Origin of the sequence: Sagittula sp. P11, assembly GCF_002814095.1 — a bacterium.
Taxonomy (GTDB): domain Bacteria; phylum Pseudomonadota; class Alphaproteobacteria; order Rhodobacterales; family Rhodobacteraceae; genus Sagittula.
Genome location: NZ_CP021913.1, coordinates 145,681 through 157,352, shown reverse-complemented (window position 1 = coordinate 157,352; position 11,672 = coordinate 145,681). Strand labels below are relative to the sequence as shown.

Sequence of the window (11,672 nt, the reverse complement as noted above, 5' to 3'; positions counted from 1 at the left end):
CCCCTGAACGCGGCCCGTTTGCATGGGCCGGCACAATATCGGGGGCGACAGTCGCGCCTCCGGACCCGCCACGGCAGGAAGGCCAGACATGCCGGAGTACCTCCCGCTCACGATACCGGAAAACCCGAAGCTCGCGCAGAACATCATCCATTTCGCGCGGGCCCTGCGGCGGGCCGGTCTGCCGGTGGGGCCGGGCCGTGTGATCGACGCCATCCGCGCCGTCGAGGCCGCGGGCTTCACCGAGCGGATGGATTTCTACTGGACGCTGCACGCGTGTTTCGTGAACCGGCCGGAGCATCGCGTGGTCTTTGCCCAGATCTTCCGGCTCTACTGGCGCGACCCGCGGTTCCTCGAACACATGATGTCGATGATGCTGCCCGCGATCCGCGGCGTGCAGGAGGAAAAGGCCGCCCAGTCCGCCGAGAAACGCGCGGCCCAGGCGCTGCTGGGCGACCACATGCCCGAGGTGCCGCAGCCCGAGGACGAGGAAGAAGGCGGCACACAGGTGGAGGTCGACGCCTCCTTCACCATGTCCGCCGAGGAAAAGCTGCGCACGCTCGACTTCGAACAGATGTCGACCGAAGAGATCGCGCAGGCCAAGCGGATGCTGTCGCGGCTGACGCTTCCGGTCAAACCCATCGCCTCGCGCCGCTCGCAGGCGGCGGCACACGGTCGGCGGACAGACTATCGCCGCACCATACGCGATGCCCTGCGCAAGGGTGGGGAAATCCGCGCGATCGCCCACGCCAAGCCGCGGCTCAGGTGGCCGAACCTCGTCGTGCTCTGCGACATCTCCGGTTCCATGAGCCAGTACAGCCGGATGGTCCTGCATTTCCTGCACGCAGTGGCGAACGAGAAGGGGCAGGGCTGGGCCAAGGTGCACGCCTTCACCTTCGGCACGCGGCTGACAAATATCTCGCGCCATCTTGCCACCCGGGACGTGGATGCCGCGCTGAAGGCCGCGGGGGCGGAAGCGCAGGACTGGGAAGGCGGCACCCGCATCGGCGCATGCCTGCACCAGTTCAACCGCGACTGGTCGCGCCGCGTGATGGGGCAGGGCGCCGTTGTCCTGCTGATCACCGACGGGCTGGACCGCGACGACGCGGGCGCGCTGGAGAAGGAGATGGAACGTCTTCACCTCTCGGCCCGGCGGCTGATCTGGCTTAATCCGCTGTTGCGCTGGGACGGCTTCGCGCCGAAGGCCACGGGCATCCGTGCGATGCTGCCGCATGTCGACAGCTTCCGGGCGGGTCACTCCATCGCGTCGCTGGAGCAACTGGCCGAGGCGATCTCCCGTCCCGACGACCTGGGCGAGAAGGCCCGGCTGATGCAGATGCTGTAAGGCCCGGCCAAGCGTTGCGCCGGGTGTGCCGGGCTGGGTCTTGGCCGTGCTACATGTATCCGATCCGCGCAAACCGCGTCTGATCCAGCTTCGCCGACCCACCACGTCTGGACGGGCTCTGGCAGCGGCTCGGACCGCGGAACTCCCCCTCCGCTCCTTGGAAAACAGGCGTTCGAAGCGCATCCCGAGGCGGCCCGACCACACGGCATGTTTCGAATGTGTCTGCGCAGGGCCTCAATACGCGGCAACCTGCTCAAGGATTGACGCATAGTTATGCGAAACCATGCAACCGAACGCGGCCCGGGGCGTTTGCAGGGCAAGCCTCCCAGAGAGGCGTCGAGATAGGAGAATACAATGAAAACCCGCAATCTCGTGACGTCGTCGGTCGCCGCGCTGTCCATCGCGCTTGGTGCACCGATGTCCGCACAGGAAGCATCGCAACTCCCCCCCGGGCAGATGCAGAAACTGATGGGCGCACTTCAGGCAATGTGCGCTGCCGAAGGTGAAACCCCGCCGTCGCTCGACTGCAACCTCGTGGTGGAGGCCTCCCAGGACGCGTCGCGTGAGGCTGCTGTCGTCGATATGGCCGAGGACCTCGCCGCCAACGGCGTCGATGTGCCCGGCGTGGACCTGAACCAGCTTCTGGCCACCGGCGCACCTGCCGCGGCTGCCGATGTGGCCGCCGCCCCAGATGTCGCAGCAGAACCGAACGTGGCCGCCGGTGCGGATGCGACGGCCTCGGCGGAAGCAGACGTGCAGGCCCCGGTCGACCAGCCGGCAGAAGCGCAGGCGCAGGCTGAAGGCACTGCTGAAGGCGAAGTCCAGGCGGATGATCTGGCTGCGGCCCTGCAGGAAGAGGCCGACGCCGAAGCCAATGCCGCGGCCGAAGCTGCGCCGCAGGCCGAAGCCGAAGCACAGGCCGAAGCTGAGCAGGCCGCGCCGGTAGAGGCAGCGCCCGAAGCGGAAGCACAGGCCGAGACCGAGCAGGCCGCGCCGGTAGAGGCATCGCCCGAAGCCGAAGCACAGGCCGAAGCTGAGCAGGCCGCGCCCGTGGAGGCAGCGCCCGAAGCCGAAGCACAGGCCGAAGCTGAGCAGGCCGCGCCGGTAGAGGCAGCACCCGAGGCCGAAGCACAGGCCGAGGCGGAAGCCGCTGGCGAAGTGCAGGCAGATGATCTGGCCGCAGCGCTTGAGGAAGAAGCCCAGCAGGCCGAAGACAACGCCGCCGCTGCGGTCGAGCAAGCCGAAGGCGCTGCCGAAGAGGCAGTTCAGGACGCGCAGGACGGTGTGGCAGAAGCCCAGACCGAAGCCGAGCAGGCCCTGGAACAGCAGGCCGAAGCCACCGTGGGCGAAGAGAACATGCCGACGGAAGCCGACGCCCAGGCACAGGCCGATGCCGTTGCCGAGGCTGACCAGAGCGCATCCGCCGCTGCCGCAGCCTCTGCCGAGGGCGGTGCCGAAGAGCCGGAAGCGGTTCAGGAGACCGTGACCGAGGAAAACACCCGCCAGTCCAGCGAAGACTTCCAGACGACTGTGAACCAGTCGCAGGCCGAAGCGGAGCGTTACAAACAGGAAGCGCGTGATGCCGGTGAGGACGCCGAGCGCGCCCGTACCGTCGCAGGTGCCGCCCTGCTGGGCCTTGGTGCCGTGGCTCTGAACAACATCCTCGACAACAACGACAACGTGGTTTCGAACTCCGGCGACCGCGTGGTGGTCGAGAACAACGGCCGCTTCCGCGTGCTGCGCAACGACGACGTGCTGCTGCGCCGCCCGGGTGCGGAGGTCACGACCTACCAGTACAACGACGGCTCCACCCGCAACGTGGTGGCCTATGACGACGGCACCTCGGTCGAGACGGTGCGTGCCGCCGATGGCCGTGTGCTGCGCCGTACGCGCATCCTGACCGACGGGTCCCGCGTCGTGCTTTTTGACGACACCCAGCAGGCGCAGGAAGTCGTCGTGGGTGACCTGCCGCAGGTCAGCTCGCGCAGCAACGAAGAGCGGACGATCTACCGCGAAGGCACCGATGCCGCCACGCTGGAACAGGCGCTGGCATCACAGGTCGCCCCGCAGGTGGGCCGGACTTTCTCGCTGAACCAGGTCCGCAACATCGACCGCGTGCGCCAGCTCGTGCCGGAAGTGAGCGTCGACACCATCAACTTCGAGACCAACAGCGCAGCCATCCGTCCGGATGAGGCGCAGGAACTCGCGGCTCTGGGCAACGCGCTGAAGTCGTTCATCGACAAGAACCCGAGCGAGGTCTTCCTGATCGAGGGGCACACCGATGCGGTGGGCAACTACGCCTACAACCTCGCCCTCTCGGACCGTCGTGCAGAGTCGGTGGCGCTTGCCCTGACCGAGTACTTCAACGTGCCGCCGGAGAACATGGTGCTGCAGGGCTACGGCGAAAGCGATCTGCTTGTGCCGACGACCGATGCCGAGCGTGCCAACCGCCGCGCCGCCGTGCGCCGGATCACGCCGCTCCTGCAGAACGGCAGCTGATCTTCTCTCTCTCCAAATGACGAAAACGGGCCCTTCGGGGCCCGTTTTTTTTTGGTGGAAAGGGCCTGCTGCCGGATGTGCCGTCCGTTCGCCGCGCGAAGGGATGGCTCAGTTCACCAGTGCGCCCTCGGTCAGGAAGACCGCGCGGTAGGTTTCGGGGCTGTCGTCGAAGTTCAGCGTACCGGTCACGGTGACTTCGGTCGCCTCGGCCATGTCCGGAACGGGTCGTGACATCTGCACTTCCAGCGTCGGACCGTAGCCGTTCGTGCCGCAGAACGGGCAATCCGCCGGGTCCGGTACGAGCAGGAACTGGGTGACCTGCGCCTGCGCCTCGACCGGAACGTAATAGCCGGTGATCGTGAATTCCTCGGCCTGCGCGCGCAGTTCCTCGGGGATCGTCTTCTCGACCGACCAGGACGTTTCCGTCTCGGTCTCCTTGTAGGTGATGCCGGTGATCAGTTCCCACGGGTTGGCCAGTGCAGGTTGGGAGAGCAGGACAAGTGCGATCAGGGGCAGGGCGCGCATCGGGTACTCCGAAATGGGGAAGCGGGTGCAGCTGAGGATACGGAAAATCGGGTCTGACAGCCAGCCGGTTTGAAGACTCGGCCAAGCGGCGATTCGCCTATCCGCGGTGATACATGGTCTTTCGCCGGTAAAAGGGAGGGCCGGAGTTTGGACACGTATAGAGTGTATGATTTCCTTATTATTTTCCCATGGGGGGGAAATTCCAAAGCCTATGCGGGCGTGGAGTGCATCCGGATCGCCTTATGCGGCTGTGTAGGCGCTGGATCAGGCGCTTTCTCCGGGATTAGCGAATAATTTAGACCAACGCCGTGAAAATACGCAGGTCTTGCCGCCAAAGGTACGATGCCGTTGGCGCCGGAAATGAGGGGAATGACATGGCTGACCACAGATGGTTTCTGGAAGTTCTGGCCGATATTCACATGTACGCCTGCGCAAACGAGCTACCCATGGTGGCGAGATCGTCGCAAGTCGCGTTGACCGCAGCTGAAACGGAGCTGTCCGGCGCGGCGCGCATGCAACCCATCTGCACCTTGATCCCCGGCCACTTCACCATCGTCCCCGGAAACTGAACGGCCGGACGGGCTGACGACATGTAAAAAGGGCCGGTCACGACCCCGCTTGAACGTCCGATATCGTTAAACGGCGGGTCAAAATGTACGGGATGTTCACTTGTTTGCCCAACACATGTCCAAAGCAAGGAGACGTTTCCGCGGAGTATGAGCGCACTGCTGTCGGAGTGCCTGCATGCCCCAATACAACGTATCGCTGACAAACCTCTCTGCGACGGGGAGGTTCGTGCAATCGGACCACTTCGGTGCCAACGCACTCCAACTGGTGAACGTGGATGCGCATGGTCACCTTGGCCCGACGGACGGTTTCCAGAGCGCTGCACAGACACTCGGGCTCAACCACTTCCGCTACCCCGGCGGCGGAACGGAAAACGTCATCGACATCACCCGTCTCGACAATGGCGGCATCAGGGAAGAGGTGCGCCGCTTCCTCGACTGGGTCCGCGATTCCGGGACCAGCGACGAACCGGGCAAGGTCACCATCGTCCTGCCGACAAAGACCGACCTGCCGGCCAGTCAGATCGAGGATTTCGTCTACCTCCTGCTCAAGGAATACGGTCCCCTGATCGAGGCCTTCGAGATCGGCAACGAATACTCCATCGGCCGGTACGATCCGAACTATGACCGCAGCGCCCATCCGGAGGAAAACCCGAACGGCGATTTCGTGTCTTCGATGACGGAGGCGGAGTACGGCGTCGCGGCAAACCGTGTCATCAACGCCTCTCTCGACGCCATGGACCGCGTGGCGGCAGAGACGACAGGCCCGGCACACGACCCCAAGATCCTGCTCCAGATCGGCGAGATCCAGGGCGCGGCCAGCACCTACAAGGGAAGCGGTTCGTTCGACATGGCGAACGAGGCGATTGTCTCGTTCCTGAATGGGCGGGCGCGTGCGGCGGTCGACGGCGGCGTGGCGCATTACTATTACAACCGCTCCCACGAGGACGATCAGTCCTTCACGCATGAATGGTACGAGTACCGCAGCCTCGACTGGCGCATCCAGAACTTCAGCGCGTGGCTGGGCCATGACGTGGAGCTCTACATCACCGAATGGAACGTGCTGGCCAGCAACTACAACCAGCTTGGTGCGGCGAGTGCAGGTATCCTCTTGGAGCAGTTCGAATTCATGGTGCAGGCAGGCGTACAGGACGCCTTCATCTGGCCGCTGCAGCACAGGACCGGAACGAACGTCGCAGGCAACCGGCAGGTGGACGAGATCGACCTGACCATGGGCGGCACGGCCTTCCAGATGATGGCGGACACCCTCCGCCCGCAGACAAGCCAGACCGGTACGGTTACCGCCTTCGAAAGCATCGCCTCCGACAGCACGGGCAGCAACGACAACGTCGAGGTGAACCTCTTCTCGAGCGCCTATCAGGATGTCATCTTCATGACCTTGCGGGACCTGAACCGCGCTACGGTCAACCTCGACATCTCACCGTTCCTGACCGCGGATTCCACCGTCGAAGTGACCCGTGTGACCATCGACCGATCCACCTCGGACGGGTTGTCGGACATGGCGGACGAGGAGGGGCTGAACCGCATCGGGCGGCGCGTCATCGACCAGGAGGAAGCGGACCAGCTTGCCACGCTGGCCTTCTTCGACCCCACAAACTCCAACCATATCCGCGACATGGGGGATGGGCGCTACCAGACCTACCTGCCGACGTTCGACAGCATCGTGCCGCTGACCGCAAATCCGACCGGTATCGACGACTACTACTTCGCGACGGAAACCGACGTGGATGCACTCGTGACAACGCTTTCGGGCGACTACCTCTCCACGGGCATCGTTCAGGTCGGACTGATGCCCTACGACTTCGTCCGCGTGGTCATCGACAAGACGGCGTCGCACGATGGGGGCAGCGGAAACGACCGGCAGGTTGGCGGCACGGGCCGGGACTCGATGCTTGGCCGACAGGGCAACGACACCATGTTCGGGGTGAGGGGAACGATACGCTCAAGGGCGGGCACGGCGAGGATCGCCTGTATGGCGGGGAAGGGGACGATTACATCGTCGACGGCTACGGCAACGACCTGATGTACGGCGACGCCGGCAACGACGAATTCGTTCTGGTCGGCGGACAGGACCGGGTCTTCGGCGGCGCCGGCAACGACTCGGTCGCTGTCACATGGTCCAAGAACGACGTGTCGTTCCAGCACCTTGACGGCGGTCTGTCCTTGGTGACGCCGGAAGGAAAGGTCGACATGCGCCAGGTCGAAACCGTGGTGCTCGCCGATGGCACGGTGGCCACCGCCGACATCCACGTTTTCGTGATGGATGCGCCGCCGAACTTCGACGACATGTTCTGACGCATCAGACCATCATTTCCTTCGTCGCGCTCAGCGTGATGTCGGGATAGTCACGCTCCACCCGGTCGATGTCCCATTGCAGGCGCGTCAGGTAGACCACATCGCCGTCGTGGTCGTAGCTGATGTGCTGCTTGTTGGCCTGCGAGAACTTCTCGACGGCCTCCTTGGGTCCGTGCACCCAACGGGCGGAGGTGAACTGGGAGGCGTCGAACCGGACCGGCAGGCCGTACTCCAGTTCGATCCGGCTGCCCAGAACCTCGAATTGCAGCGCCCCGACCACGCCGACGATAAAGCCGGAGCCGATCATCGGCTTGAAGACCTTGGCCGCGCCTTCCTCGGCGAATTGCATCAGCGCCTTTTCCAGGTGCTTGGCCTTCATCGGGTCGCCCGCGCGCACGGTTTGCAACAATTCGGGCGCGAAAGAGGGGATACCGGACACTTTCAGCATCTCGCCCTCGGTCAGCGTATCGCCGATGCGCAACTGCCCGTGGTTCGGAATGCCGATGATGTCGCCCGCCCAGGCCTCCTCCGCCAGTTCGCGGTCGGCGGCGAGGAACAGAACCGGGTTCGTGATCGCCATGGGCTTCTTCGTGCGCACGTGCGTCAGCTTCATGCCGCGTTCGAAGTGGCCCGAGGCAAGCCGCACAAATGCCACGCGGTCGCGGTGCTTGGGGTCCATGTTGGCCTGCACCTTGAAGACGAAACCGGCGACCTTGGTCTCTTCCGGTGCGATCTCGCGTGGGGTGGCCTTCTGGACCTGCGGCTCGGGACCATAGGTGCCGATGCCCTGCATCAGTTCCTTCACCCCGAAGGAGTTGATCGCAGAACCGAACCAGATCGGGGTCATGTGCCCTTCGAGCACAGATTGCGGGTCGAGCGTGGGCAGCAATTCGCGCGCCATCTCCACCTCTTCGCGAAGCTGGGCCAGCAGCGCGGCGGGGATGTGGTCGGCCATGCGCGGGTCGTCCAGCCCTTCGAGGCTGATGGACTCCGCCACCTTGTTCCGATCGGCGCGGTCCATCAGTTCCAGCCGGTCGTTCAGCATGTCGTAGCAGCCGAGGAAATCGCGTCCCATCCCGATGGGCCAGGATGCGGGCGTCACGTCGATGGCCAGGTTTTCCTGAATCTCGTCGATGATCTCGAAGGTGTCGCGCGCCTCGCGGTCCATCTTGTTGCAGAAGGTCAGGATCGGCAGGTCGCGCAGGCGGCAGACCTCGAACAGCTTCTGGGTCTGGCTTTCCACGCCCTTGGCGCCGTCGATCACCATGACCGCCGCGTCCACCGCCGTCAGCGTGCGGTAGGTGTCCTCGGAGAAGTCCGAGTGGCCGGGCGTGTCGACGAGGTTGAAGCGAAACTTGCCAAAATCGAAGGACATGGCAGAGGCCGAGACGGAGATACCCCGGTCCTTTTCCATCTGCATGAAGTCCGACCGGGTGCGCCGTGCCTCACCCTTGGCGCGCACCTGTCCGGCCATCTGGATAGCGCCCCCGTAGAGGAGGAACTTTTCCGTCAGAGTGGTCTTGCCCGCGTCGGGGTGCGAGATGATCGCAAACGTCCGGCGGCGGGCGATTTCGGGCGGAAGGGAGGGGCGATTGTCCAGCATGGAGGCGCAGATAGCGCGTATTCGAGGGCCGCACAATCCATGCAGGAGACTGCGCGGCCATTCTGGCTTTGCGACGGATTGGCGGCCCGGGTTCGACGAGCAGAGGAAGTCGTTGGTCCCGGAGTGTTCATGTCTGAGCGGCCTTCCTCGGCGCGCTTGGCCACCTAGGGAACCAGATGACACAACGGTTGTCCGGTGGCGCTTCGCGCAAGTGGTCAGATCACCAAACTCGTTTTATAACAATCGCTTGGACGGCGAACTTCACAGCCGCACCGTCCTTCGCGTCACCGTTCCGCGCGCGGTTCGGAACCTGCGCGCGGGCCGGGTCAGGCTTCCAGCTCGCGCGTGGTGATCGTGTAGCTGAAGGTGTTCGGCTCGAGTTCGTCGCGCCGTTCACCGCCGATTTCCGCTTGAGGGTACATCAGGAACGGGACCCGGCCGTTGTCCGAGCCGGGCAGCGCCACGTCATGCGCGGTGCCGTAGGCGATCCAGTTGCCTTCTGCCGCGCCGAACAGCGCCTCGCGCACGTCCTGCACCTTGGCGTCGGCAAGGCTCAGCGTGCCGTCGTCTTCCTGCAGTACCACCTTCCGCACGTCCGCCGGGTCGGCCGCAACCCAGCCCTGACCCTCGATGAACACCTCGGCCCGGCAGTGCTGGGCCTTCGTCACGTCGGCAGATCCGGCACCCAGCGCCTTGTAGCCGAAGGCAGAGGGCGCGACGCGGATGCCGTAAAGATCGCGGGCGGGCAGGCCAGCGGCGCGGGCGAGGCCCACGAACAGGGCATTCAGGTCGGCGCATTTGCCCGTCAGGTCGCCGGTGTGCAGCATGGAGGCGATGTCGCCCAGTCCGCAGCCGCGCGTCTCGGGGTTGCGCTCCGTCTCGTCGACCACCCAGTTGTAGATGCGCATGGCGCGGTCGAGGTCGTCCCCGGCGCCATCGGTGATCTCGTTGGCGGTGTCCAGGACAATGCCGTTCAGCGGCAGCAGATCCGTAGGGGCCGTCGCCCGGGCACGTTCCTCGTCGGAGAGGACCGCGTTGCCGGGAAGGTCGGAGTGACGGTCGCGGGTGCGGACTTCGGAGGTCACCTCCAGCACGGCAGGCGCGTCGGAGGCTTCCCACGTGGCGTGGATGAACCCGTGGCTGCCATCCTCTGCCATGACCTGTTCCACCGTGTCGGCATTGCCGGTCCAGGCGGTGTCGCCCGGGATCGTCCAGAGCGGATCGGCATGGGCGGGCACAGGGATCCACGCCTGCGCTGCCTGGCCATCGCGTTCGAGCGTGACGGTCGTCGTCAGCTCGAACGTGCGCCATGCGGTGGAGGCAGGGGCGTAGGCGGCGCGCAAGGAGACGGGCGCGGCGATCAGAGAAGAGACGGCGGCAGAGCGGAGGAGGAATTGGCGACGGCGCATGGAATGTCCTTTCGGTCAGGATTTGGCGACGGGATACGCCCCGCTCCCGGTGGCTGCAAGGGCCGGAACCCGCGGCGCGCGCCATACGTTTTTATTGCAGCAAAGGAGATCCCCAATGTCACGACCGAGCATCAAGGACGAAAAGCTGTACGACGACCTGCGAGACGACGGCATGTCCAAGGAAAAGGCGGCCCGCATCGCAAATGCCAAGGCGAACGACGACATGCACCCGTCCGAGAAGGGCGGGAAGGCGGCGCCTTACGAGGAATGGACAAAGGACGACCTCTACGCCCGCGCGCAGGAGATCGGGATCGAAGGGCGGTCCGACATGAACAAGGACCAACTGATCGAGGCGCTCCGGTCTCACTGACCGTGGCGTGCCCCCGAATGTCGCGGTTCAGCCGCCGGAGGATTTCCTCAGCAGGGCCGCGGCATCGGGATGCGACAGCAGTGCCTCTCCGATCTCGTACCCGGAGAAGTCGGTCCGCTTGTGCCCCGGGATCAGGGCCGACAGACGGTCTGCCAGCGCATCGGGCAGAACCGCTTGCGTCTGGGTCGTCACCAGCATCGATTCGGCGGCAATCCCTTCGGCATAGATGATCTGATGCGCGTCGAAGAGCATCTGGAAGTAGTCGACGAAACCGCCGGGCGCGACGACCACCGTGTCGCCGTTCACGAGGTGGCGGGCGCGGACCAGCACTTCCGACCGGCCGGCGCCGAGTTCGTCGCGGCGCTGGTAAATGAACAGCCTGTGGTCGGGCGACACGTACAGGTCGCGGGCGTTGTTGAGTGCCCCCTCGCGGATGAGGATCGGCGCGAAGGTGCCCGAGGCGCGCGAGGTGTGGTGGCCGATCCAGCGGATTTCCTGCGGGCCGTCGTCACGGGTGAGGACGCGATCCCCGGCCACCAGATCCTCCACCGGCTTCTGCGCGCCTGAGGCCATGGTGATGAGCGTGCCCGCGGTAAAGGACGTACAGGCGATCTGCGCGTAACGGGCAAGCGCGGTTTCCTCCGAAATGCCGACCAGCACGTAGTCGATCTTGGGCGACATCTCCGTCAGGGGCAGGGCGTAGACCTGGACCGCGTTGCCCTCCTCGTCGGTTTCCACGAGCACCAGCGCCTCTGTCGTGTTGCCGGAGCCGGACATGAAGGTCACGCAGCAGTCGAGGTGCAATGCGTTGCCGGGGGTCCCGACCTCCGTCCTGTCGCCGATGCGGAAGGGCGGCTTTGCCGTGTTCTCGACCGAGATGGTGCGCAGCGCGGACAGCGGTGACAGGCGGTAGATGTCGTCGGGCTGAAGGTCTTCTGCCCAGGCCAGCGCATCGCCGAGGTTGGCCCCGTTGACCACGCGCAGGGCGGTGGCGGGGAAGACCTGTAGGGACGATGCGGAACGGCTCATGACGACTCCTGGC

Annotated in this window: 9 protein-coding genes; 5 read left to right on the top strand and 4 right to left on the bottom strand. The window is 65.0% G+C overall.

Translation table 11 applies throughout. The annotated features are described in order from the left end of the window. The first annotated feature begins 88 nt into the window (after window positions 1-88). Together CDO87_RS00755 and CDO87_RS00750 are read left to right on the top strand one after the other, a co-directional pair. Complete coding sequence (locus CDO87_RS00755; protein ID WP_100926983.1) at window positions 89-1,342, top strand: VWA domain-containing protein; 1,254 nt, start codon at window positions 89-91, stop codon at window positions 1,340-1,342. 354 nt (window positions 1,343-1,696) lie between these two features. Next, the gene (locus CDO87_RS00750; protein WP_100926982.1) at window positions 1,697-3,841 is read left to right on the top strand and encodes an OmpA family protein; all 2,145 of its coding nucleotides are present in this window, start codon (window positions 1,697-1,699) and stop codon (window positions 3,839-3,841) included. Between the two features lie 108 nt (window positions 3,842-3,949). Here CDO87_RS00750 and CDO87_RS00745 read toward each other — a convergent pair whose 3' ends face one another. Beyond that, on the bottom strand, window positions 3,950-4,366 hold the full coding sequence (locus CDO87_RS00745; protein ID WP_100926981.1) for a DUF3299 domain-containing protein: 417 nt from the start codon (window positions 4,364-4,366) through the stop codon (window positions 3,950-3,952). Between the two features lie 374 nt (window positions 4,367-4,740). Here CDO87_RS00745 and CDO87_RS00740 point away from each other — a divergent pair, with 374 nt between their 5' ends. Together CDO87_RS00740 and CDO87_RS27540 are read left to right on the top strand one after the other, a co-directional pair. Next, complete coding sequence (locus CDO87_RS00740; RefSeq protein ID WP_100926980.1) at window positions 4,741-4,935, top strand: hypothetical protein; 195 nt, start codon at window positions 4,741-4,743, stop codon at window positions 4,933-4,935. 1,050 nt (window positions 4,936-5,985) lie between these two features. Next, window positions 5,986-7,248 (top strand): hypothetical protein, encoded by a 1,263-nt coding sequence (locus tag CDO87_RS27540; RefSeq protein WP_157815082.1) that lies wholly within the window; start codon window positions 5,986-5,988, stop codon window positions 7,246-7,248. A gap of 4 nt (window positions 7,249-7,252) precedes the next feature. Here CDO87_RS27540 and CDO87_RS00725 read toward each other — a convergent pair whose 3' ends face one another. Together CDO87_RS00725 and CDO87_RS00720 are read right to left on the bottom strand one after the other, a co-directional pair. Continuing rightward, window positions 7,253-8,851: a peptide chain release factor 3 gene (locus CDO87_RS00725; protein WP_100926977.1), complete on the bottom strand. Its 1,599-nt coding sequence runs from the start codon at window positions 8,849-8,851 to the stop codon at window positions 7,253-7,255. Window positions 8,852-9,177: 326 nt separating this feature from the next. Then, window positions 9,178-10,260 carry a transglutaminase-like domain-containing protein gene (locus CDO87_RS00720; protein ID WP_100926976.1) on the bottom strand — a complete coding sequence of 361 codons (1,083 nt, stop codon included), beginning with the start codon at window positions 10,258-10,260 and terminating at the stop codon, window positions 9,178-9,180. Between the two features lie 115 nt (window positions 10,261-10,375). Here CDO87_RS00720 and CDO87_RS00715 point away from each other — a divergent pair, with 115 nt between their 5' ends. Beyond that, complete coding sequence (locus CDO87_RS00715; protein ID WP_100926975.1) at window positions 10,376-10,630, top strand: Rho termination factor N-terminal domain-containing protein; 255 nt, start codon at window positions 10,376-10,378, stop codon at window positions 10,628-10,630. A gap of 27 nt (window positions 10,631-10,657) precedes the next feature. On the opposite strand, the gene CDO87_RS00710 is transcribed toward CDO87_RS00715, so the two are convergent. Then, a complete protein-coding gene (locus tag CDO87_RS00710; protein WP_100926974.1) occupies window positions 10,658-11,659 on the bottom strand; it encodes a Hint domain-containing protein in 1,002 nt (333 codons plus the stop codon). Window positions 11,660-11,672 lie beyond the last annotated feature (13 nt).

What these genes read in the sequence shown, in the direction of transcription:
- CDO87_RS00755 (WP_100926983.1), top strand. Translation starts at nt 89, where the DNA reads ATGCCGGAGTACCTCCCGCTCACGATACCGGAAAACCCGAAGCTCGCG.
- CDO87_RS00750 (WP_100926982.1), top strand. Translation starts at nt 1,697, where the DNA reads ATGAAAACCCGCAATCTCGTGACGTCGTCGGTCGCCGCGCTGTCCATC.
- CDO87_RS00745 (WP_100926981.1), bottom strand. Translation starts at nt 4,366, where the DNA reads ATGCGCGCCCTGCCCCTGATCGCACTTGTCCTGCTCTCCCAACCTGCA.
- CDO87_RS00740 (WP_100926980.1), top strand. Translation starts at nt 4,741, where the DNA reads ATGGCTGACCACAGATGGTTTCTGGAAGTTCTGGCCGATATTCACATG.
- CDO87_RS27540 (WP_157815082.1), top strand. Translation starts at nt 5,986, where the DNA reads ATGGAACGTGCTGGCCAGCAACTACAACCAGCTTGGTGCGGCGAGTGC.
- CDO87_RS00725 (WP_100926977.1), bottom strand. Translation starts at nt 8,851, where the DNA reads ATGCTGGACAATCGCCCCTCCCTTCCGCCCGAAATCGCCCGCCGCCGG.
- CDO87_RS00720 (WP_100926976.1), bottom strand. Translation starts at nt 10,260, where the DNA reads ATGCGCCGTCGCCAATTCCTCCTCCGCTCTGCCGCCGTCTCTTCTCTG.
- CDO87_RS00715 (WP_100926975.1), top strand. Translation starts at nt 10,376, where the DNA reads ATGTCACGACCGAGCATCAAGGACGAAAAGCTGTACGACGACCTGCGA.
- CDO87_RS00710 (WP_100926974.1), bottom strand. Translation starts at nt 11,659, where the DNA reads ATGAGCCGTTCCGCATCGTCCCTACAGGTCTTCCCCGCCACCGCCCTG.